The 22,744-nt window shown below is 40.0% G+C and carries 27 protein-coding genes; 6 read left to right on the forward strand and 21 right to left on the reverse strand.

Going from position 1 to position 22,744, the window contains the following annotated elements; all coding sequences use genetic code 11:
* Window positions 1-32: 32 nt before the first annotated feature.
* The 6 genes from VA249_RS22390 to VA249_RS22415 form a co-directional block, all read right to left on the reverse strand.
* On the reverse strand, window positions 33-3,419 hold the full coding sequence (locus VA249_RS22390; protein WP_221072301.1) for an ATP-binding response regulator: 3,387 nt from the start codon (window positions 3,417-3,419) through the stop codon (window positions 33-35).
* A 459-nt stretch (window positions 3,420-3,878) separates the two neighbouring features.
* The gene (locus tag VA249_RS22395; protein WP_176703701.1) at window positions 3,879-4,418 is read right to left on the reverse strand and encodes a hypothetical protein; all 540 of its coding nucleotides are present in this window, start codon (window positions 4,416-4,418) and stop codon (window positions 3,879-3,881) included.
* A 42-nt stretch (window positions 4,419-4,460) separates the two neighbouring features.
* On the reverse strand, window positions 4,461-4,649 hold the full coding sequence (locus VA249_RS22400) for a hypothetical protein (RefSeq protein WP_176703700.1): 189 nt from the start codon (window positions 4,647-4,649) through the stop codon (window positions 4,461-4,463).
* Window positions 4,650-4,770: 121 nt separating this feature from the next.
* Window positions 4,771-5,898, reverse strand: coding sequence for a hypothetical protein (locus VA249_RS22405; RefSeq protein WP_176703699.1), 1,128 nt, complete (start codon window positions 5,896-5,898; stop codon window positions 4,771-4,773).
* A gap of 3 nt (window positions 5,899-5,901) precedes the next feature.
* Window positions 5,902-6,549 carry a hypothetical protein gene (locus VA249_RS22410; protein ID WP_176703698.1) on the reverse strand — a complete coding sequence of 216 codons (648 nt, stop codon included), beginning with the start codon at window positions 6,547-6,549 and terminating at the stop codon, window positions 5,902-5,904.
* Window positions 6,542-6,913 carry a hypothetical protein gene (locus VA249_RS22415; RefSeq protein WP_176703697.1) on the reverse strand — a complete coding sequence of 124 codons (372 nt, stop codon included), beginning with the start codon at window positions 6,911-6,913 and terminating at the stop codon, window positions 6,542-6,544. The genes VA249_RS22410 and VA249_RS22415 overlap by 8 nt, the downstream gene beginning before the upstream one ends.
* Before the next feature lie 106 nt (window positions 6,914-7,019).
* Here VA249_RS22415 and priA point away from each other — a divergent pair, with 106 nt between their 5' ends.
* The 6 genes from priA to VA249_RS22445 all read left to right on the forward strand — a co-directional run bounded on the left by priA (window position 7,020) and on the right by VA249_RS22445 (window position 12,615).
* Window positions 7,020-9,242 carry a replication restart helicase PriA gene (priA, locus tag VA249_RS22420; protein WP_176703696.1) on the forward strand — a complete coding sequence of 741 codons (2,223 nt, stop codon included), beginning with the start codon at window positions 7,020-7,022 and terminating at the stop codon, window positions 9,240-9,242.
* A gap of 118 nt (window positions 9,243-9,360) precedes the next feature.
* Window positions 9,361-9,900, forward strand: coding sequence for a hypothetical protein (locus VA249_RS22425; RefSeq protein ID WP_176703695.1), 540 nt, complete (start codon window positions 9,361-9,363; stop codon window positions 9,898-9,900).
* A gap of 1 nt (window position 9,901) precedes the next feature.
* The gene (locus tag VA249_RS22430) at window positions 9,902-10,663 is read left to right on the forward strand and encodes a hypothetical protein (RefSeq protein WP_176703694.1); all 762 of its coding nucleotides are present in this window, start codon (window positions 9,902-9,904) and stop codon (window positions 10,661-10,663) included.
* A complete protein-coding gene (locus tag VA249_RS22435; protein WP_176703693.1) occupies window positions 10,660-11,475 on the forward strand; it encodes a PIN domain-containing protein in 816 nt (271 codons plus the stop codon). The genes VA249_RS22430 and VA249_RS22435 overlap by 4 nt, the downstream gene beginning before the upstream one ends.
* Before the next feature lie 42 nt (window positions 11,476-11,517).
* Entirely contained in the window at window positions 11,518-12,042 is a 525-nt protein-coding gene (locus VA249_RS22440; RefSeq protein ID WP_176703692.1) for an outer membrane beta-barrel protein, read from the forward strand.
* 57 nt (window positions 12,043-12,099) lie between these two features.
* Entirely contained in the window at window positions 12,100-12,615 is a 516-nt protein-coding gene (locus tag VA249_RS22445; RefSeq protein WP_221072302.1) for a hypothetical protein, read from the forward strand.
* A gap of 1,533 nt (window positions 12,616-14,148) precedes the next feature.
* Here VA249_RS22445 and VA249_RS22450 read toward each other — a convergent pair.
* The 15 genes from VA249_RS22450 to VA249_RS22520 form a co-directional block, all read right to left on the reverse strand.
* On the reverse strand, window positions 14,149-14,994 hold the full coding sequence (locus tag VA249_RS22450) for a CPBP family intramembrane glutamic endopeptidase (RefSeq protein WP_176703690.1): 846 nt from the start codon (window positions 14,992-14,994) through the stop codon (window positions 14,149-14,151).
* 29 nt (window positions 14,995-15,023) lie between these two features.
* Window positions 15,024-15,209, reverse strand: coding sequence for a hypothetical protein (locus VA249_RS22455; RefSeq protein WP_176703689.1), 186 nt, complete (start codon window positions 15,207-15,209; stop codon window positions 15,024-15,026).
* A 101-nt stretch (window positions 15,210-15,310) separates the two neighbouring features.
* Window positions 15,311-15,799, reverse strand: coding sequence for a hypothetical protein (locus VA249_RS22460; RefSeq protein ID WP_176703688.1), 489 nt, complete (start codon window positions 15,797-15,799; stop codon window positions 15,311-15,313).
* A 253-nt stretch (window positions 15,800-16,052) separates the two neighbouring features.
* Window positions 16,053-16,649 (reverse strand): hypothetical protein, encoded by a 597-nt coding sequence (locus tag VA249_RS22465; protein WP_176703687.1) that lies wholly within the window; start codon window positions 16,647-16,649, stop codon window positions 16,053-16,055.
* Window positions 16,643-16,867 carry a hypothetical protein gene (locus VA249_RS22470; protein ID WP_221072304.1) on the reverse strand — a complete coding sequence of 75 codons (225 nt, stop codon included), beginning with the start codon at window positions 16,865-16,867 and terminating at the stop codon, window positions 16,643-16,645. Before VA249_RS22470 ends, VA249_RS22465 begins: the two co-directional genes overlap by 7 nt.
* Window positions 16,868-16,913: 46 nt before the next feature.
* A complete protein-coding gene (locus VA249_RS22475) occupies window positions 16,914-17,411 on the reverse strand; it encodes a hypothetical protein (RefSeq protein ID WP_176703685.1) in 498 nt (165 codons plus the stop codon).
* 10 nt (window positions 17,412-17,421) lie between these two features.
* Window positions 17,422-17,640 (reverse strand): 2Fe-2S iron-sulfur cluster-binding protein, encoded by a 219-nt coding sequence (locus VA249_RS24365; protein ID WP_176703684.1) that lies wholly within the window; start codon window positions 17,638-17,640, stop codon window positions 17,422-17,424.
* A gap of 12 nt (window positions 17,641-17,652) precedes the next feature.
* On the reverse strand, window positions 17,653-18,051 hold the full coding sequence (locus VA249_RS22485; RefSeq protein WP_176703683.1) for a hypothetical protein: 399 nt from the start codon (window positions 18,049-18,051) through the stop codon (window positions 17,653-17,655).
* 8 nt (window positions 18,052-18,059) lie between these two features.
* On the reverse strand, window positions 18,060-18,239 hold the full coding sequence (locus tag VA249_RS22490) for a hypothetical protein (RefSeq protein WP_176703681.1): 180 nt from the start codon (window positions 18,237-18,239) through the stop codon (window positions 18,060-18,062).
* Window positions 18,229-18,573, reverse strand: a complete 345-nt coding sequence (locus VA249_RS22495) for a hypothetical protein (protein ID WP_221072307.1) — start codon at window positions 18,571-18,573, stop codon at window positions 18,229-18,231. The genes VA249_RS22490 and VA249_RS22495 overlap by 11 nt, the downstream gene beginning before the upstream one ends.
* A gap of 206 nt (window positions 18,574-18,779) precedes the next feature.
* Window positions 18,780-19,625: a DsbA family protein gene (locus VA249_RS22500; protein WP_176703677.1), complete on the reverse strand. Its 846-nt coding sequence runs from the start codon at window positions 19,623-19,625 to the stop codon at window positions 18,780-18,782.
* Window positions 19,626-19,690: 65 nt separating this feature from the next.
* Window positions 19,691-20,083, reverse strand: coding sequence for a hypothetical protein (locus VA249_RS22505; RefSeq protein ID WP_176703675.1), 393 nt, complete (start codon window positions 20,081-20,083; stop codon window positions 19,691-19,693).
* Window positions 20,084-20,097: 14 nt separating this feature from the next.
* Window positions 20,098-20,808: a thioredoxin domain-containing protein gene (locus tag VA249_RS22510; RefSeq protein WP_176703673.1), complete on the reverse strand. Its 711-nt coding sequence runs from the start codon at window positions 20,806-20,808 to the stop codon at window positions 20,098-20,100.
* Window positions 20,809-20,818: 10 nt separating this feature from the next.
* Window positions 20,819-21,457 carry an IncC plasmid conjugative DNA transfer DtrJ family protein gene (locus VA249_RS22515; RefSeq protein ID WP_176703671.1) on the reverse strand — a complete coding sequence of 213 codons (639 nt, stop codon included), beginning with the start codon at window positions 21,455-21,457 and terminating at the stop codon, window positions 20,819-20,821.
* A 175-nt stretch (window positions 21,458-21,632) separates the two neighbouring features.
* A complete protein-coding gene (locus VA249_RS22520; protein WP_176703670.1) occupies window positions 21,633-22,721 on the reverse strand; it encodes a hypothetical protein in 1,089 nt (362 codons plus the stop codon).
* Between the last annotated feature and the right edge of the window lie 23 nt (window positions 22,722-22,744).

Below are 22,744 nucleotides of genomic sequence, written 5' to 3' on the forward strand. Positions count from 1 at the left end.
ACCAAAAAAGAGATTCGTTGACTTATGAAGATTTATTTTTTTAGGGGTTTAGGTGGACTTTCAAACTCGATATATGACTGAGGTTGTGCAGCTGAGTAGTCTGAAATAATGACCTCAGAAGCAGATTTCTCGGGCATATGTTCATGGTATGAGTGTTCTAAGTTCACCGGACTTAAATAATAACTAGCAACGTCACGAAGTGTGACAACAAGGTGATCGACATTGGATCTTAATTGCTGATTTAGCAGAGCCATATTGACCTCATCTTTAGTTATGTCAACAATCAAGTTAATAGACATAGACTCGATGTAGCTAATCAGGTCCTCTGCTTTATACGTAGAGTCAGAGAGGTAATCATCTATGTGATCTATTAACTCTTTGACCATTAATTTTTCAGAGCACATTAGGCATGGGCGGTCGTGGGTCTGCAAAAATACAGATATTTTCTTATGGTATTCTATGAGACTTTTTGGAGCTGTATTCTTAGCTTGTTCAGCTGCCTCAAGGTAGCTTTCGTATGAAATGCCGATTAAATCTTGTGTAGTACATGTGACCTTGCTGTAGATCTCGGCTGTAGATACAGCAGAAATAAAGACATTTTCCTCAACCATATTACTTAAAGATTTGTGCAAGGCGGTTAGATATGACTTATCAATCTCTTTTAGGTTGTAATTAGGTATAAACAAATCCCTATTTAAAGATTCATTATTGCTTATTTGATGCTGGAACGCAGCTTCTTCACTGTTAGCAATCTCTTCATCAATAGAGTTGAGAATGTACTCAAAGTCATTAAAGATTTTGCCAGAGTTCTTGATGCGAGCTATCCATGAGTCGATCTTTTCATCCGTTAAGTAACCAAGCGTCATCGCGTAACTAAGGTCTTTGAGGTCGGTCAATACATTAACGAGCATATTCGTATTATCGTTATCGAATGAACTTACAAGTCTGTCACGGATTAATTCGAGTTCGAGAACAATGCTGATAGATTGCGAATAATGCTTTTTACTGATGCTTTGAGGATCAAATCGAATATCGAGCCCATAATCATTGATTAACGTTGAAATTGTAGATACCAGATCTTCTTTTATAAGGTTCTTCGTAACATAGTAATCGAAGAGATGACCGTGCTCTTTATCTGTTGCTGTTATAACGTCTTTTGGAAATGCGGAAAGCGCGATAGCTGGCTTTTTGGGTAGATTTTTGTTTTGCGTAATTTGATGTAACTCGCTCAACAGATACCCGCCAGAAAAGTCGTTGTCATTGAGTTTGAAATCGAGAACGTAGAAGTCGTAACCAGCAGGGTTGGTCTCAAAACATCGAATAGCCTCGGCGCTTCTATTGAAATCAATGACATTAAACCCTAACGATTGCAGCATCTTCTTGTTGGCACTACAGATCTCTTTTGTATCATCGACGAGCAAAACTGTCCCTTTTCTGGCAGTTAGGTTAATTGCAGGTAAGTGTTGGTGCGCAATGGGTTCTACTTTGCTTAGCACGCTTAAGTAATCGAATAAAACCAAGTGTTGCTCAGAGCTTAAATAATGACCTTTCTCTTTCAGATTAAACAGGTTTTCACTGGCGTAATTGACGTATAGAGCGTTTTCTACTGAGTTGACCAGGCTTTCTTTATCAGTCACAGCAAAGTCAAAGATGTTATTTTGAACGATCTGATAACCCGCATTCTCAGTAAGCTCCACCAAATGGTCTCTGATAACACCATCAGATAGGTCAATCAACACTCTTGCCACACCCGGTTTAGTGAACTCAGAAAAGCCATTGTGAATCGCTTGAGGTATAGAGTACTCAAATGTCGCCCCACGCGGTTTATCAGTCTTGATGTATCTGAGCTTATCACCTGTCTCTTTCGCTGTTTCATTGAGATAGTAGAGATCAACCCCAAGACCAGATGATGACTTAGTTTTGAACACCACGTCAGTGAGTTTTTCGTTGAAGATCTTATCTTCGATTTCTACTGGTACCCCTAAACCTTGATCAATCACTTGAAACACAAGTTCATCAGAGCCAGGTGTAGACCCTTGCCTTGTAATGATCTTTAAGAATATGAGTTTACTATCGAAATTTCCGTCGTCAGGTGTTGAGTATTTAGAGGAATTGAATATTAGTGATTGAAGACATTTTCGTACAAAAAATTCATTCACTTTATACGATGAATGCATCTTGATATCGGGAATGACAACAACTTTCATTCCTGACGTTGCGTTCTTGAAGTTCACCAATTGCAATATGCGCTGGATAACTTCTGAAATTGGCACACTGGCTTCATTATCGTGAGTTAACGGTAAATAGGCCTCGGATGACTTATCTAATAATGTATAGCGTGTCACCATATCCGAATCTAGCGTTTGCTGGTTTATCAACTTAATAACCAGTAAAGCTTTATTAAGAACGTCAGCTTGCTCTTTTGTGATCGTTTTGTATTGATTATTTGTTAGATCAAGGAGTGATTCAATAGTTGGTAAAATGGTAAGCAAGAACGTTTTAGAGTCGTGAATCATACTAGCAGCCGCTGCATCTCTTGTGCTTCGTCTAATAGCCTCTTGATCGCCAATAGCTCTTTGCAATTGTTCTAGAAGTGAGTCCAGTTCTTTGTAGTTAGTGCTTTTAAACTCTTTTATTCCCAGAGTAAGTTGTTTAGTTTGCTCAAAGAAGTTCTTGAATTGAGGGATAAGGTTACACTGGAGGTACACGACAACAATTGCTACCCCACCTAATGAGAGTACTGCTATCATCGCGAAGATTTCAGGTGATGACATTAACCAATTGAGATAAGAACTCGTCTTATATTGAATGAAAATGTATTTTTCATCAGCGATTGGTTGCCAAGTATCACTAAGCCTTTCAATCGCTGAGCTATCATTGACAGTTAATAGACTAGGGGAGTTATAAGTGTCTTCATTAAAGAGATAAGATAAATCGATGCAGTAGACTGAAGTTCCTAAGCTTGTAGTCTTGTCTTCGTTAGGGCATTGAGACAACAGATGCGGTTCGATAGGTAATACCTCGTGATCACCTAACTTAGTATTTGTAAGCGTCGATACTACCTCTAACTCCTCATTAGCTATAGTAATCGTTTGAACAAGAGGAAAACTGGATTGGATTTTGTTGCGAATCCGGCTGTAGAACTGGTCGCGGAGATTGACATCATCACCTGCCAAGTAAAATGACTTATCAAAATAGATATTTAGAATATCTCGATCAACATAACCTTTCTGATATTCGATGTTTTCATCAAAATTCTTTTTTATCATAAAAGTAAAGGCTCCACTTGCAACAAGCATAACCGTTACAGTAGCAAGGACGCACTTTACTATGAGGTTTGTATAAAGACTGTTTAGTACCACAGTTCTCTTCCTTGAGATGTAGTTGGGGTTTCGCGCCCTTTTCAGCGAAAAGTCCATTGCTCGCCTTCAGAGCTTTACCGTAAAGGCTTTGGTGGGCGTTGTGTTTTACAGAGCAGTAATAATTGCAGCTAAATTTAAAAAAATCAGTTGCTCAAAATGCATAAGAACTTAACGTTTTAATGCCATTTAAGTTATGACATGAATAAGTGTGACACTTAGATAGTGATTCATGTGGTTTTTTAGCCCCAAAATGGTTGTGATCTAAAGGTAGACTCAAACGTCATAGCGTTATATCGATACAAAAACCAATAATGCTATCACTTGAATTCCTTATAACACCTAGCCTGCAAGCTCACTCTGGACTTTTCGCCGAAAAGGGCGCAAACCCCCTAGTTGTGTTGGTTTTTAACGCATTTCTCATACTTTGTTGTTATTATGTTATTTTGAATGGTAATTAATGAGTCGGCATTGTCAAGTGAATGACGCGTTTAGCCATAAATTTGTTTCTAAATGATGTCAACAATCTAGACAGTTATCTTCCAATGTTACTTTTAAGCCGACGTAATCTTTTTCAACAATTTCTAAAGGTGTAGTCGTAAAGCACTTCATTATAAACAAGTCAATTTCTGATACGTGCTCTTGGTTCCATATCATTAACTCGTGAAGCGTTTGATCGTAGTTTTCAGTTTTAGTAAGTTCGGTAATGATTTTGGGAGGGATGGGGTCCAAACAATCCATATCATAAAGACGTTTAAAGTGACCTAACGAGTCATCCATCAGATAGCGTTGACCAATGTATGAAGATGCGGTTTTTGTTAAATACTCTTCAACTCGAGGGTACTGCTGAGCTACTTCAATGTAGAGAATGTCTACATACTCTCCATAATGCTTCTGCGTCTGAATAAAGACCTCTTCATTTAAGTAGAGTCTTGCAAGGATACCAATGTAATTCTCTTGAAACTGTGTTGAAGTAGGCTGGGCAAACTCGGTAGCCCCTAGATTGATGGTGAATGCATCATCCAGATATTTTTGTAACTTGGGGGTTATGATAATCATAAAGAAGCTCACCGCTTATAAGCGGTGAGCACTCCGTTACAATTAGAAGCGACGGCGGTGACGAGACCAGATAGACTCTTCAGTTTTGTTGATAACTTCAACGAAAGGAGTCTGAGCTTGGTCAAGTGCCGACAGATCTTTGTAGTCGAATGTTTTGGATTTGGCTAGTGCTGCACCTGAAAGCACGGTTGCGAACACTGCAGCTGCGATAGCGATTTTTGACTTTTTCATAGTATGTTCCTTTTTCGATTTTGTAATGGCCTCTGCCTCTGGCATAACTAATAAGCGAAAAAGGTTTTCGGAGATTGAATGGGCTGATTGGGCTTCATGAGATTAATCAGCCCAAATCAAATTAACGTTTCAGAGCAACCTTTATGAAATAGTTGAGGTTGTTTTCACTTTGCATTCTGAATAGCTGCTCCTTTGCGTTAAGGTGCATGGTGACTTTTGACTTACCCCCGCCATGTGATATCAAGTGGGTGAGTGCGTCTTTTAAATAGATTGGGTTCATAACCAGAGTAAAGTCTTTTAGTCGCGGGGATTCTAGTTCAACAACTGAAACCGTAGACTTCGATTCATCAACGACTGCATCAAGTAATTTATCAAAATGGTTAATACTCGTATCCAGTTCCAACTTCAACGTTAAATTATCACTCGTTAGGCGCAGTGGTGTCGTGAGTTTATTTTTAGTGTCACCTTTATCAATAACTGTCATTGCAAGCTTAACAGAGTCATTTAGGTTAAAAGGCAACTCGCCAATACAGTCATAGGTTAAGGATAAAAATGGTCTCCAGTTTGGAGTTGCTGTTAAAATTCGTGGAACATGAATACTTATATCTTGGCCAACGACTGTCAGATGGTCTTCACCTAATTTGATGTTTATCCTGTCGCTGTATGAAGCCAGTTTTTTCAATCCACCAACCATTGCTTTTGGCAGTATCAATGGGGAACTGAAGTGGTCATCATTATTTTCTTTCTCACCAACAACAAGTACGTGACCATTGGTGGTTACAAATGAAAGATAACCCTCACGACTTTCAATGATGACAGACTGCATCGCCTCTCTAAAGTCATGTTGATTTGCACTCTTGCTCATGCCCTCAAGTAAATTCGTATCAGATCTTGAAAGGGAAAATTCTGAATGACATGGCTTAGGAAAGTCCATCTTAAGTGGTAACTCTAGTTGTTGAATTTTGTACTTAGAACGCTTAACGCTCAAGGTGAGCCAGGCATCTTCTACTGTAAGCTTTATGATGTCTGTCTCTAAGGTATTAGCAATTTCAAGCAGCTTTCTTGCATTGACTGTGAAACTCGAACCATTAACTAAGCCAAAAGCCGTTCTTGTAAGCAAAAAGTTTTCAGCTTGAAGTGACGCTATGAATGTCGACTCATCATAGGAAAAGCTAAGCTCTTTATTTGCTTTCACAAAGCTTTTAGCAACCATCATCATTTCAACAAGTGGGGTGACTGTTAAATCCATAACCTAAGCTCCTATGATCTGTTGATATATCTCAAACTCGTGAAAGTGGTAACCGGAGATATAGGTATTTAGGTATGTAGCGAGCAATAGCTGAACAAGTCCAAATGTGGTTGCAACGGTCATTTTCTTACTCATCAATAGTGTTGCGACGAAGAATACAAAGAGTAACGGAGAGATCAGCCAAGAAATAACAAAAGAGATACCCCAGAAATAATTGTCGTGCTGATTGTCTATTGTATCAGGTAAAGTGAGAGCTTCAGATGCCGGAACAGTGCCTGAAACTTTCAGTATCTCTCTCTGGTCGAGAGGTTTATCGAAAATCCAACCAAAGTGCTTGGTTTGTTTCAGTTGGGCAGTGATGTTGTATTGGACCCACTTTGTCGAATCGATAGTGTGTGGGCCAATGAACTTTACTTTAACGTCACAGTATTGCTCGTTATCTTTTGTATAACACTCTCTGCCCGCAATAGCCGATTTGGTTCTAAGTAAAATGTTTTTGTAATCACTATTAAGACTGTAGAGTTTGGTTACCTTATTAACATGGCTAAAGACCACATGCTCTGGAGTTGATAGAACTGTCGGAATATTGGCCGACACATAAAATATCGACCACACAAAAATCAGGAACAGCAAGCTTATTTTTTTAGTCATCACCGGCCTCCTTTTCTGAACTTAACTCTAACGATTTTCCCATGACTTGAGCAATGCCGATGTGATTACGATACTTTCTCGAACTGACTCTCAGCGTGCTTTCGTGTAGTGGAGTCGATTCCGGTCGCTCAGCGGTCACTAAACCAATAGGTTGGTCTTCTTCCTCGGGGATTTGCTCTACAGCCGGTTTTTTACCTTTTACTTTCCGATTTGGCTTGAATACACCTGTCTCCACTTTTCCCTCTAGTTTTTTTTTCCATATAGAAATGTGTGATTGCAGGTTTTGGTCGTCAAATTTCTCTTTGAAATCAGACAGGCAGTTAGTAATGCTTTCTCGTAACGATGAAATTTTGTCTTTCAGCATGACACTTCCTCTTTTTGCACTTACTGATATAAGCGAAAGGGGTATCACTTGTCGGCTTTAAATCTTCGCTGATATTGGCAGGGAATGAATTTTTGGAGAGCTGCTTATGAATATCTTCGTTCAAGTTATGCTGAATGTACCAATTCGATCTTGTTTCACCTTTTCCCATGAGCTGTTGGACACTGAAACACCAGATATGCTATTGGGTGCTAGGGTACGTATCCCTTTTGGGCGCGGTAATAAAAAAAGAATTGCAATAGTAACTTCAATTCACAACGCGAACCCTAATGTTCATGGTGCTAAGGTTAAGCAAGTAGCAGAGGTGCTGGACTACAACTTTTTAGATCCAGAAACGCTTCGGTTGATGGATATATCGCAGCATTACTATTTAGCGTGCTATGCGGATCTGTTCGTTTCTAGCTTACCTAAGAAAGTCCGTGATGGAGACTGCATGGACGCACCAGTTATTGAAACTGTGTCACTCAAGGACAATATTGAGATCCCTAAAAGAGCAAAGAAACAGTATGAAGCCTCTAAATATATCAGTGAGCGTAATGTTTGCTTGCTCTCTGAATTGAAAGCTCTATATGGCTCGACATTGGTTAAAACGATATTGTCTAAGGGATATGTAGAAATTCATAAACAAGCAACGCCAGCATTCACAGAGACGCTCATTGTTAATGAATCAGATAAACACACTCTCAACGATGAACAGCAATCAGCTTATGAAGCGATAACCTCTAAAGACGAATACACGACTTATCTATTAGACGGTGTGACTGGTTCAGGAAAAACTGAAGTTTACTTCGCTGCGGCTGAACGTGCGATTAAACAAGGTAAACAGGTACTTGTTCTTGTGCCTGAAATCAGCTTAACACCACAGCTAATTGCTCGATTTCAACGCCGATTCAAAGGGGTAGATATCGGTTGTTATCACAGTAAGCTCAACGACACGGAAAGAGCGAAAGCTTTTAACAATTTTCGACTAGGAGTTAGTCCGATCTTAATTGGCACTCGCAGCTGCGTGTTTACGCCAGCTAAGAACATTGGGTTAATAATCGTTGATGAAGAACATGACAGCTCCGCTAAAAATGCAGAAAAACGCTTCGGTTTTCATGCTCGGGATTTGGCCGTATTAAAGGGATTGGTGTATCAAGTACCTGTAGTTCTAGGAAGCGCCACGCCAAGCTTTGAGAGCATAAAGAATGCTGAAGATGGTAAATACACGCGTCTGTTTCTCAATCACAGAGCGACAAATCACAAGCTAGCTCCAATTTCATTGGTCAATATTAAAGGGAAAAGACTGCGTGCTGGATTGTCTGATGAAGTTATTACAAAGATGAAAGCAGAGATAGCCGCTGGCAATCAGTGCCTTGTATACCTAAACCGTCGTGGTGCCAATCCTCTCACTCAATGTGAGGATTGTGGTTATGTTCCAACGTGCAAACCATGCGATAAACCGTTCCACTTTCATCTAACTAATCGCCTGCATTGTCATGTGTGTGGGGCAACTCGAAAGCCAGAGAGAACTTGCCCTGTGTGTCACGGTGAGATCGGAAATCTAGGCATTGGCACACAGAAAATAGAGAATGATTTAAGTGAGATTTTTCCAGAGTTATTGGAGAATAACCCCAATGCAATCGTGAGAGTAGATTCAGACTCAACGTCAAAAAAACAAGCGTTAGCGAATATGATTGATGCGATTAATGATGAATCGACCAAAATCATTATTGGCACGCAGATACTTAGTAAAGGGCACCACTTTCCTAAAGTTACCCTTGTTGTAGTTGTGGACGTGGATGGTGAGTTAATGAGTACCGATGATGTCCGGAGCTTGGAAGTATTAAGTTCTAACATAATTCAAGTGAGCGGTCGAAGCGGGCGAAACGGCAATGGGCAAGTGATGATTCAAACGCGTGATGTCGATAATGCCTATTTCAATCTATTGACTACCCAAGATTACAGACACATTTCCAAAGTTTTGATGAAAGAGCGTAAAAAGGCTAATCAGCCACCTTATACTGCCGTTGCTTCAGTCACCGTGACTTCATTTAATCGAGACATGGCTGATAACATATTAAACCAAGGTGCTTCCTTAATTCGTCAAGGCAGTGCGGTGAATGTCTCTGAGCCTCATCCATCGGCAATAAAGAAAAGAGCAGGGGTGTATTCTGAAAGCATTTCTGTTTACGCAGCAAATCGAAACGATTTGAATAAGGCACTTAGAAACGCACTAGAGGAGCTCGAAAAGCGAACCAAGTCCTATCAGAATGTCGGTTTAATGTGGGATCTTAGCCCTTTATATGTACGCTCAGACAAGCCAAATTAACAAGAAATTAATCTAAACCCGCCCATGCCAAGAGGAACACACCACTTCTTCTTGGCATTTTCATTGTTGAAAAACAGTTTTCGCCTTTAGTGGTGTAGCCATCATTAAGGACAAATACATGCAGACTCAACTTCAATTTCAACAAGAGATGCGCGCTAGGCTTATTAGCCAATGCGTTATGAGAGCTCACCAATCCATTACCGACTTACAAGACTTGGATGTTTGGTCAGACAAGCAAGAATGTTCACAGATGTTCAATGTCTACTTACAGTTTTGCTCTGATGCGGAGCTCATGGCTGAACTTTCTGCCATCAATGAACGAGATATACGCTGTATCTGCGATTCCTACCTACAGAAAAAATATGGTGTCAGCTTGGTGCCATCATTCAATGAAAAACCATGCTTTCAAGAGTTGCGCGATTTTTTCTGGATCTTGGTTTCCACGAATATATCACGCTCTGACAGCCTATCGCTGATCAACGTATCCGTTGAAAATAAAATCATGCATACACCACGCCTGCACTTGTTTACGTTAAGCCTTTTAAGACCAGACCTGATTGACCTTGTGCTGGTGGACCGCCTTGATGATCACACACGAGCCATTGCCCGTGAACTGAGCATCGAAATTAAGCAACATCCATTGATTATGGAGGTGTAGCATGAGTAAACCGATTGAAACTACTGTGACACACAGTGATGAGCCGCTTAAAACACCACTGACGGCAAAAGTTTTTACTCATATCATTTCGTGGTCAGTGCTTTATGTATCTGTCTCAATGATAGCCATGACTTACTTTGGTTTTTCATTTAGTAGTAACTACGAAAACCAAACAAAGCTTGCTGAAAGCGTCGCTAAGCAAAATGTCAATCAACTAACGGTATCCGATAAGATTGAGGTGGTGGACGTTGAAACCTCTTTCACTGAACCAAATGAAGTCCGATTACTATTTACTTATGACAGTGCACCAAACCGATTATTTCATTATGAGTGGGAGTCGATTGCAGACAAGATTGACGTGAACATTGCTGTAAAACAACTTCCTATTATGTCCTCTCGCTTTATGACTGAAGAAGTCCTTAAGGCGCATGCTATCAGTGAGCAAATTGACTTTACAGCCAAGCTTGATAAAGCAATGTATCACATGATCATCGAGGAAAATGAAACCCTAAACACGCTTGGTCAACTGCATGATTGGTTTCTTAAAGAGGGCGTAAATAACCATAAATTAATAAACTATCTTTCGAACACTAAAACAGGAACACTGTTTGAGCAGTATCAAGAAATTAAACCTAAGCAGACGCCAAGCATTTTAGTTGGTGGCAGTAAAATCATCTACTTTGACCATGATGTTGAAACTGATGAACTCATTAATGTTATCAATGCTGTTGCCAAACAAGTTGTTGCGGAAAATCGCTTATGAAGATTCGAGAGCAACCGCTAAGAGTATTCGTAGACCTTGAAAATGTGTCAGCATGTTCAGTACTGAAATATATAGCTGAGAGGAAAATAAATCCGCATGAGGTGGTAGTCTTTACTAAGGTACAAAGCTTTATTCACGAGTTTAAAATTGCTGGCATTTCCGTTATCAACTCCTATCCAAAGGGTAAAAATAGCGCTGATTTCAGTTTAATGGCTGAACTGATTAAGAACCTAATTGCGACTCAAGATATCAACGTATCGAGATACGTCCTTACTAATGACAAATCACTTGGGCAGGCTTTTATCTATCAATGTCGTACATTTGGTGTCATGGCGCAGGCTTGCTCAATCAAAAATGACACAAAGAGGTTTCGTAAATCTGGTTGGGTAACCACGGATAAACGGTGCGACACAAGAACCTTAACCCATGATGAGAAGCTCTTATATACGGTGATAAAAACTCAATCTAAAAATGGTAACCCTATATCAAACCGTAGGTTGAGATTTGATGTCGAACTACCAATTGAATCGTTTTCAAATGCTCTACAGCAGCTATCCGTAAAAGGGGTGATTGTTAAGTTGAAAAACAATGCCAACCTAGTAGCAAATTTACCTAACCTGGACATAAGTGGAGCAGAGTTAGACGAACTTGAACTTAAAGGTATGGCTGCGCTTACTGAGCCGTTAACCGCCAAACAATGGCGGCAAAAGCTTGGCGTTAGCCGAAATTGTTTCAAAAAACTATTATCAACATTAATGATAAAAAGGGTTATCAAGCGTTGTAGAAAAAGACGTTATCAAGCTGTCTACTAGGTTTCGCTATTAATTGTGCACATACTAAACAAGGAAAGCACAATGATGAAACTAAAATCAGCTGTATTAAGTGGTATTGCAATGGCAGTACTGTCTACTTCTGCTAACGCTAGAGTACACGAAACGTTCCTGCATGACAGTTCTATCTATGTCGGTGCCGAATTCGTTTTCTTGAGCCATAGTCCTGATATTTTGGAAAGCAGCGCTACATCTAACCACGTAGAAGTGAAAGGCGGCAAAGAGTTTTATGATGGCCATCATGTTGAATTGTTTTACTTGCTACCGTCAGACATCGATGACACTGCAGCTCGCTTTAAAAGTCTTGGTGCACGTTATGCCGTTGAATTTGACATTGACCGCCGCTGGAAGTTAATGCCGTTTGTGGGATTTGGTCAAAACACTTTTTCAGCATTTGGTAATTCTGAATCAGAGTGGGATCTTAATTACGGCGTTGGTGTTAACTATGTCATGTTAGATCGATCTACTGCCGTTGGTATTGGTGTGAAATCATACGATTTAAGCGCTGAGCATTTAGGCGGTTTCTTTGAATTTAAGTACCACTTTTAAGCTATGAGTACGCCATTAAAAGAATGGAGAAAAGGTGAGGTGATTGGGTGTCTGTCCATGATCTCGCCTTTTTTTCTTATCAATAAACTAAACGCAGGTGACTCTATTGTTATTACCCATGGCCGACGCACAGAGTGTATGTGTATCAGTAACAGAGAAATCGAATGCCATGACATTGCCGAAGTCATGCCAATTAGTAACAAAGAACGCCACTTCCTTAACCTAATACGCACTTGTCATTTCAAAACTATTTTCGTCACAGACGTCTGGTGGATTAGTGAAGCAGGCATCCGAGAACTCGTTAATCTGAAAGATAAGAGAGTCTGCGTTTTTGTCCAATATCCAAATCAAGTAGAGTTGATTAATAGTCGATTAAATAAACTGTATATCGGTCCGTGTGATCTTGCGATATCGAACCTTTCGAGTTATGAGTTTGCTGGTGTTAACATTCAAGAAGTGAGTCTGAGTTTGCAATACACTGCAAACAAGGATGCCCTATACAGCATTATTGATACTCAGGGAAATATCACCTCGTTTAACCTTGATATGGCCATTTCAAAAGAGGTTCTATAATGAAGTTGAAGTTGCCATTTGTGCCAAGCAAAATGACGCTGATGTACCTAGTTGTAGGTTTAGTCATAGTCATGTTTGCTATGTTACTGCTTCACCTATTTACACACGCGTTTGCGTTTATAGGTTCGATTAGCTGGGTGCTATTGTTTGCACTGGCTATAGCCTTACCTTGCATTGTGATTTATATAGGTAAGAAGCGGGGCATATAGACACCTAAACCAATGAGCTAAATTGAAAGCCATGCGTGTACCGTGTGGCTTTTTTTAATGCCAAAACAATATAAAAATCATAATGAAACTTAATCAGAGAAATTTCTATCATTTTCATGTTTATCTAATTTGCCTCTCTGTTATGGAATTTATAACTACCTATAACCTAAAAGGTAGTATTTTGTAAAAGCATCATCATTACGCAACTCATCTGACCAGTCAATTTTGTTCAAATTCGGTAAGTGAATGCGGCGAACGCGTTGCGCGTCCTCCGCAGTTGTAACAACTCTTGTTTCTGAAAACGTGATATTCATCACACTTTTAATAATTAAGTTAAAATAAATATTATTTTAATTTCAATAGGTTAGTATGTATTTTAAGTTTTCTCAGTGAAAAAGTCGCCCAAAAAGAGTCATTTCCTAAAAACTTTTCGCTTATATAATTAGAGTCCGCCTTTTTTTTATCCCGTCCACCATACGTTATGCACCTTTTAAGCGATATTTTGAATAAATATGAAATAGAACATGAATCCAAAATCTGAAAAGTAGAAAAATCGAAGAAAATTTACTTTTTATTAAAAAAAGTGAGAACAGAACGATTCACTAGACGCTTTTATTCGATATGGTAGATGTTATTAGTAGTAAGCCCCTCCAAAGGGCGCATAAACATGGTTTGGTTAGTGATGAATTATATCAATTGAATCGGATGAACGATCTAAAGTTGGCGCAAATAGACATGATAAGTAAGGCTCCAGGCTATCATCACGCATCACAAAGATACAGACCTGTTAACTAGACACTGGAATTCATTCGTTTTGACCTCCTGAAACCATCAAACATCTGGTTCAGTTTAGAGAGCATCATAACGATTAATACAGATCCATTCTGGATCTAATCACCATTAATGCGAAGCAATTAATGGCGATTAGAATCTTTATGGTACTCATCATAGAGATGGTAAATAACGATTATGTTTAATTATAAGTGTCAGAATTTATAGCGCTTTTCCTTGTTTGCGAGTGGAGTGATTAGATACCCCAATCAATATAAACCAATAAAATCAATAACTTATTGAATTTTACATAATGTTATTAATGTGCACCTAAACCATTGAAATTTAATAGGTTTTCTAAGTTCTTTAGTGCGTAGTTTTGAACCTGTCAGCACTCAACTCATGATCTTCATTCAAGATCAAATGAATCAGACAATCAACCAACTCAGCCTGTGACGCTGTAACAGTTTCTTGATTGTTTTTTGTACTAGCAGTTAGCGGATTACAGACAATAAAAAAGCTGCACTTGGCAGCTCTTTAGTCAAATCGATGGTTAGACGGGCAATGGATATGTGAAGAGAATCAGGTGAGATAAATTGAAAGCAAAGTGTGCAAACATTGCTGCCAGTAATCTACCTCCAGTTAAGTAGTAAATTGTACCGTAGCCAACACCGGCTAATGCAGCAAAGATCATAAATAATGGACCGCCTGCAAAATGAGCAAGTCCAAATAATACGGCGACTATACCAATGGCTTTAAATGGTAAGAATTTCTTGTGTAATCGACGTTGCAGATAATGCCTAAAGAATGCTTCTTCTGCAGCACAGGTGAACAGAAGATTTGAGAACGCCCAAATTGGAGTCCATTGAGGAAAACCAAAATCGAACTTCATCAGACCAAGAGGAATCGATATGTATTGTAGTAAACCCATTAGTGCCACAGTCGCGATTATATATTGGGCATATCTGTTGTTGATGAAATAAGGGATCTCATAGGTTCTGACCGCTAGCATTACGCCAAAGAATACATGCCATTTATCTACATTCAGGAAAAAGTCATAAGGGATTGAGTTTGGTGATTTCTGAACAGAATCAAGGAATTGATAATTATTAAAACCAGGGAATAAGTGTGCAGCTAGACCGATACAAAAGAGAATGAAAACAGAGTGTGCCGCCCTACTTACCCAAATATTTTTATGTTCATCTGCTTTAGGTAGATACCAAGCAAGGGCATAGAACGCAATAAGAACTGCAATGCCAGCTGGCTCTATGAACCCAATGTAATGACCCAAACCGATTGAAACTAGAACTAGGGTTGGCGAGATTAATGGAAATCTGAAACTTGCTATTACAGCAAACCCCATAACGATAAAATGAGTGATTATTAATATATCGAGCATACACTACGTCCTTTAGTTTTGGTTCCATTTTACAGATATTGCTCTAATAAAGCTTGAGCGTCCCTTATATCAGATTTAAGGTCTTGGTCTTGGATAAATTCTGCGATACCAAGCAGTTGGCCAAGAAATAAATACTGGTCAAGCATTCTCATCCTATCCTTTTCGTTGAGTATCTGCAGAATAGCTATCGCTCTATTTTTCTCAATCTCTTGCATGACCAAGTCCTCTTTCGTGTACTGATAAAAGCGAATGGCGAAAAAAAACCAAAAGCCTTGGTTTTAAGCTGATGAGCTTAAAAGGCTTTTGGTTTTATTAGTTAACGAAAGTCTTCTTCTGTACGTTCTAGTTGATTCTGAAAATGTTCAGCGTTCATAGCTGTCATCACATTTACATCACCCTCAACGTAGTAAAGAATCTTCATGGCGTCGTAATCGACATAGACAACATTTAAAGTATCGTTCCCGTGGAGCCACTCATAGTTACTACCTGATACAAATAGACGTTCAAATTGTTTGTAGCACAACACGAAATGTCTTTGTACGTAGTGACCGTTCAGCACTTCGTAAGGGAAAATCTCTCTCTTAAGCATCTTTTCAACACGTCTGAGCAACTGGCAAAGGCGAGCTCGATAATGATTGCTTCTGATCTTCATAAAATCACACTTTTTCTCAAACCAGTGTTTCTCAGCTGCAAGTGAATCAATCAAATTGACTGCTTGAGTGCGATCCATGCTGTAGATAAGGTTTGTGAGGTGTGTTGATTTCGAGCCTGTCGAAAGATAGGTGGTTACTAAATGATTCATCATGGTTTTCTCCGTATAGATGAAAAATAGGCGCACGAAAACACAACGCTCCAATGTATGGAGGCTGATATTTTCGTGGGTGCCTATAAGTAATTGCTATTTAGCGAGATTTTTTGTCATGTTTATCAAGTTGCTGCTCTGCCCATTTACCAATTGTTGGCATAAATAGCATGAGTAAAGCAAACGCAACTGAGATTAGACAAACATCGGTTTTCTCCATTTAGTTTATTGTTGTGAGCTTACGCTCGGGGTCAATTTAGCTTTCGTCTCCAAAAATTGGTTTAAAAAGCTTCTGTACGTCGGGGTTATCAAAATCTCGTCTGTATCCCTCTAATGGTGTTAGACCATCAGAAATCCATCCAAGAGTGAGTACTCCCCTATCCCATTCCTCGGTACCAACTAATCGATCTAACGCGCCTGGTTTATAGTGATATTTTCCGGCTATAAAACTGAGTGCGTCATCTCTGGTGTCGAAGACATCGTGGTATCTCGGACCTCTTTCGTCGTACAAAGAGATGCGAAATTTCTGAGGGCGATTAGAGTCCGGTTCAGGTAATAAACAAGCAACCTGTCCAGCATCGTTAATTGCCTCAAAAAATCCGTCGGGAAATTGCTTAATGAAATACAGAGATTTCATGTGAATCTCGAAGTGCATTGCAAGAAACGTCCATTTGCGTTCAGGCAGCACTGCGGATTCGATATGTGTATATGACTTGTTGAATCGCTGAAACATACGCTTTTGGTTTATCCACTTCGTAAACGATTCGTTTGTCATCCCATAGGGGTTATCATCGAACAGACCCATATCAGGGGTTCTCAGAAGTGTTTCTAGGTAGCCGGGATAGGTCAACATGATTGCACCCTCCCTGCATTCGTTATCTTGGTCATACAGTTACGATGACCAAAGTGTATCGCCCCCTCAAGGATGTGTTCTTTACCTTTTATTTCGGCAATGTTCTTAACCAATAGTAAATAAACGACATCTACTGGTTTATGGCAGTATTCGCATGCACCGTAACGAGTTGATCCACCATCGAGTTTTTTGATATTGAATATCTGATTAATAATCATGGCTTTCTCCAATTGATTAAAAGGGACAAACATCGTCCCTACAGATTTACAAGTTCCAAGGCAGCTCATTTAACTCTTCGATCTTTTGACAAGTTTCTGGGCTATAGCGTTCTTGATACTCTGACATGATTGAGCGCTGAACATCTGCGTTAGCGGACTGTAAGTGCTTAGCAAGGCGATAAATCACCTCTTCTGACACTTCTGGCTCATCTTTCGTCGACTCAGTAAACTCTCCCTCAATAACCCTTGGGTTACTAACGCGTTCAACAAGGCGCTCTGCGTCGTGAACAAGTTTCAAAGATTGCAGGTAAAGCAAACTAGTTGATTCCCATTCGATTTGATCAATCGTCATATACGGGGAGTTAGGACTAGCTAGCAACGTTTGGTAAATGTTGCTTTCTTTGTCAAGAATGGTGGTGTGAACATTTAAGTGACGTTTAGTGAAACCAGTAACGGTTTCGAGGTCACTTTTGTTGCAATACACAGCAACCCAAGAAAACAGATTTTGGGTATCGTGTTCAATGTTAATCAGATAGGCTTTCATCGGTTTCTCCTCAGCGTATCTCGACCTTTTCAGATTTGGTTATGGCACAACAAACAAGCAATTCGTCGTTTTCAAACCAAGCGATGGGGTCATTGGTATAGGAAACATCACCCTTACATTTGCGTTTGCAAGCTCCACAAAAGCCGGCGCCGCATTCGATGTTTGTAGGGATGTTGTTTTGCTCAAAGTACTCTCGAATTCGAGTGTTAGGTGGGATGATCAAAGACATGGGTATGCCTCCTTAGTTTGCAGCCTCCATAGATGCAACAAAGTGCAAACCGCATTGGCTACTTGCAATAAGTGCGACATCGTCTCTGCTCATCATGTGTTGATTAGCAACCTCAACATCAGTAAACACACCACTTAGTTGAAAGAATTTACCTAAGCTTTCCATATAGAATGGAAGCATTGGCTTATCTTCAGAGTGGGAGTTTTTAATGAGTGGTTTGTGAGTTTGGTATCGAGGGCCAAGTGCGCCGAATTCATCAAGGTTTGCATAAAGTAAATGATCTCCTCGACGGCACAGCTCGTCTTCGATAAAGTCATCTTTTACAAGAATCGTGACTTCCAATAACTTGCTCATTGATGCAACCCAAAGGTGCATATCAGAGTTATCTAACTTAAACTCAAGGCTTTTCATAAGGCCTCCTACACGGGATTGTAAATTGGGTAGATCGCTTCACCATCCGAGGGCTTCGGATAGACACCAAATTGATCAAGAGTAGGTTTGAGCTCGTTGAGCTTAAAATCTAACTCTCTCTCATTTAGGGAGTCATTTTCGGTGAGCAATATGGATTCGATTTCAAAGGCATTAAGATTAAGCTTCATTGATCGACTCCAGTACTTTCAAGCGTTCTAGGTAGACACGTTTTTGTGAGTACTTACCGCTCCAACGTAGGTCAGTAAAACACTCTACTTCCTTACGAGTGTTGCGACGGTAACTCTGATCTAACAACTCAGCATTGCGACGGCAATGAAGTCGCTCAACTTCAAGTAAATACTCGATGTCTTGCAGAGAGGTTAGATATTTTCTCTCTAGTTTTTCATAGTCTCGTTTTCCAAAGTAACGCTTGGAAACGAGGTATGTCACTAGGGTGGGTACAGCAGCAGCTAGTACGAGACTGATCGCTTTAATTAGGGCAACAATGATGTTGTGATCCATCGGGTTTCTCCAGATAGTTAAAAGCCAGAATTGGCGGGTTAAAAATCTGTTTAAATAGGGGATCACAAGGCGCAACTTGCCTGGGGAAGTGAAAGCTGAGGCGTATCGTAGATAGCTAATTCGGTGGGTTAGTATCATAACTATAGATACAGTGACGATATTATACAAAGTGAAGCAAAACGAATTGCTCCACTTTGTTTAGTTGCTTATTGTGAAACAGTGTTCAGCTTGCGATAGAAATCACCTGACGGCTTGCCACGGACGACGGTGTTATAGTTACTTACTTCAGAGATAACAATTGGCACGGCACTAAAACCATTGGTTTTCATAAAGTCATATAGGCGCACGTTACCGTCGTTTGTTTCAAATTGGTAATTGCCTAAATTATGATAACGGTCTTTCATTAACTCGCTGAAAGCCTTTGAGCGCTCAGACGCAGGGATACCTGCTAGTCGCTCTGCTTTCTGCGTCGAATCGGCACCCAAGAATCCTACAGCGTAGTATCGCACTTGATATTTACCAGGGTTAGCATTGACGAGCTTTTCCATGTCTTCATACGTCTGATGACAATACGGACAGTTTACATCGACGACTACATGAATGAGTTCATCACCTGTACCCATCGCTGCATAAGGCAGTGATTCCAACCCTGAAGCAACATCACCGGCTTGTGGTTTAATAAGGTCAGTAACGAGTAAGTGATGTTGAGTTTGGTCGTTAATGTCGACTAGAGAACCTGCCATGAGGTATTCGGCTTCTTGGTTAGTAAAACCAGCTACAGTCTGACCTGTTTTGGTCACCATGTGCAAAGCGATAAGATCGTATGGGCCCTTGAAGAAAGAAATACTAGTAACAAATTGACCGACTAGGTCCATAATCTTACCTTTAACCTCTGGGCTTGGCGTAAGTGGCTCATAGTTGTGTTGTTTTACTGCATAACCTTGAATTAAATTTGATTCCGACTCAGGCTCAACAGCGGCAGCATTCGCAAAAACTGAGGTAGATAGAATTGCTGACACTGTTAAAGCCAAAAGCGTGGTAGATTTTTTCATGGGTTCATCTCCTTGTTTAATCACTACTAATAGCGAAAACATTTTTGGTGGAGATAGAACCGTTGTTAGCTGCGTAGATTCAACACATCGTTAAGCATTTTCTCAATCTTCACGCATATTTCTTGAAACTCTTGGCTATTGTGCTGATAAACGATATCGTTCAGCTCAATCTCTAAGAGTCGCATTGCTAAAGCGATTTTGGAGCGCAATGGACAATCGAACTCGGTATAAAAAAATTGGGCTTGCCTCGCAGGGATAAACTTCACTCTTGTATCTTTACGAGAAATTTCCATCAGAGCACGGCGAACGACCGTTTTCTGATTTTCTGTCATATTGATAAGTGAACTGAGTCCATCCATATCAATCGGCTTATCATGGCTCACAAGACACTGAACAGCCGACTTTACTGAATCTGAACGATTGACGATTTTGCTTTCTATTGGATTGTCTTCACTCATAATCATCTAACCTGTTACTCAAACTCGTAAATACTCATATTGACGACGATATTTAGCAAGTTGATAAATTTATCCGGGTCGCCTGCAGCAAAATCTAGATGAGTTAGGTATTTAGCCCCTACTGAAACCGAGGGTGTTCTTGAGACCTGATACTCATTTTGACGCTCTCTGTCATGCTCTAGTAACTCGACAATTTTTTCGTCGTTATCTAAATATTCAAAAAAGTCTTGCAAGTCGACACCTGAAGCCGACATCGCCTCTCGAACTAGACGACCAACATTCGCCATGGTTCGAGTTTTATGAATATGCTCGTACATGTTTTTCTGAAACTTATAGAAGTTTGGTGGGGTCATGTTGTTTTTCGCATAATGATACGCACTCGCCAAGATAAGTGAGGTTTGGTCTGATGTAATAACATGCTGAAATTCTACGTGGTACTCAGTTGGTAATGTGGAAGCCCACGATTCAATAAATTCATGCGTGGCATTACAGAACGGGCATCGAAAGTCGAAAAATATACGCACTGTTTTCTTCTCTTTAGCGTCAATGTTGAGATATTTTTCAGTCACTTCTGGCTCAATGGTTTCATAAACGTTGTTTCTTAATCGACCATCTGAGTCCATCCCTGCATGAAATTCGCTTTCGCTAGAAAATGCACTCGTTGCGCTTAATAACAGCATTGCAGCAACACTGATTGATGTGAAAAATGATTTTAGTAATTTCATCTTGTTCACCTTAAATTCTATGTTGAACGTGTGATGCAACAATCCATAGCGTAAATGCCATAAATATCGTCCACACGAGTAAGTAAATTGGAGAAATTGCCCATGGCCAAAACAGCATAAAAAATGGCAAAAATAGGCATACTAAAAAGGTTTTTTTAGCGATTGTGTAGAGGTTTAAAGAAGCGTTATCCTCAGATATCTTCAGGACTTCACGCCTCATTAAGCCATCAATAATGACTGGAAAAAGGTATGGACAACTTAAAATGAAAGCATTGATAAAGATCTTTGCTCTGAACAACATAGTTTTTATGAGCAAAAAGAAACTCTCAAGTCTATCTTGCACATGAAGCCAGAAGCTGGCCTGCCTCATTCTCTCCATGCCCTTATTTTCCATCTCTACGTTACGTGGTAAGAAAATGTCATAGGTCACTTCTTTGAACTTGCTTTGTATGATGTAACGCTGGTATTGACCTGTCGCTTTAGCATATAGCTGCTCAGTGTTTTCTTTGCCTAGCCACATCTCAGTCTTTCGGTACTCTTCAGTCACAACTTTTTTTACCTGCTCAGGGTTAATAAAAATCATCACAAGTACGACTTGTAGAGCCCAAATTATTAGATACATCCACCAGCTAGGACTTACATTACTCATATACCAAACACCCATTTTGCGAGATCAACAAACCAAAACTGAAAAGACGACATGGTGTAGTAGACCCCGGGAAAGTTAATTGACAATAGACAGCCAAAAAAAACGCCCAGAGCAAAGTACACGGACCTTGCACTGAACATGGCTGTCAATATGCGCAAAAAGACTTCAAGTATCATTACAAGTCCTTAAGACGTGAGTTAATCGCAGAAACAGCAAAAGATTTGTTCTCACCCTGCCCGCTTTGATCTTTGCTATTGCTCTCCTCGTTTTGCTTGGTGTACTCCATGTAAAACTGATAACTAAGGTGATCAATCTTCTTGTTATCAATTTGGTTTTGAGTTGGAGTGACGATGGACAGCTCGAAGTGACGATTCGTAACAGACGCATATTTTTCTGCAAAATTATCAACGAAGTTACGCAGCTTATCTTCAGGCAAAACCAAGCCCTCTGTACGACCTTTACCTGTTAATTTGCACTTAAATTCTTCTTCGATGCCTTTGTTCAACATGATGAGTTTTTGCTCGATCTTGCGTGGCAATCGTGCCCATTGGTGATACATAGAGAGTTTTGCTGGAGTATCAATGTGACCAACAAGGCAAAGAAAGTTGATATGAGTAAGAAGCAAATCAAGCTGCTCTAAGATACGCAGATAGCGGAGATGGAAGTGATTACTAAAGTAAATTTCTCGAACTTCTTTATTACCACCCAGTGTTTCACAAGAGAACTGTTCCAAGTATTCATCAATGATCGGCTGGGTAATCGCTAGGGTATTGTTCAAGATAAACTCAGATTGCATCAACACACGGTTGATGTATTCGTCATAGCGACGTACCTGAGACCCGACACCCGCTCGAACGAGTCCACCGACACCATAACCATAAAAATTGGCAAAGCGGTGGTAGCGCTCGTTAAGCCACGATTTAATGTCATTGGTATGGATCTGGAGGGCAACACCAACTCGCAAAGGAGTATTAAACTCTTCTTCAGCAAAGTATTTTGCACTTTCTGGAAGAACAGCTAGCTGATATGCACTGGTACGATGCTGATCTTGAGCGTTACGTCGTTGTGTTGCTTTATTGTTACGTTGCGGGCGTGAATTGTTTCCATTTTTCTCAGATTTACGTTGTCGCTTATTACCTACATTCTTATTATTTTTGGAGTTCCCATTAGAAGAACCCCTATGATTTTGATCTTCACTTTTAGGCTTATGATCTTGGTTTTGCAGTTTCCGTTCATTGGCAACTTGCGCTTGAGATGTTGTCATGATCTCACTCCTTTTCGCTTGGT

The sequence above is a fragment of the Vibrio alfacsensis genome (assembly GCF_019670485.1).
Lineage (GTDB): Bacteria > Pseudomonadota > Gammaproteobacteria > Enterobacterales > Vibrionaceae > Vibrio > Vibrio alfacsensis.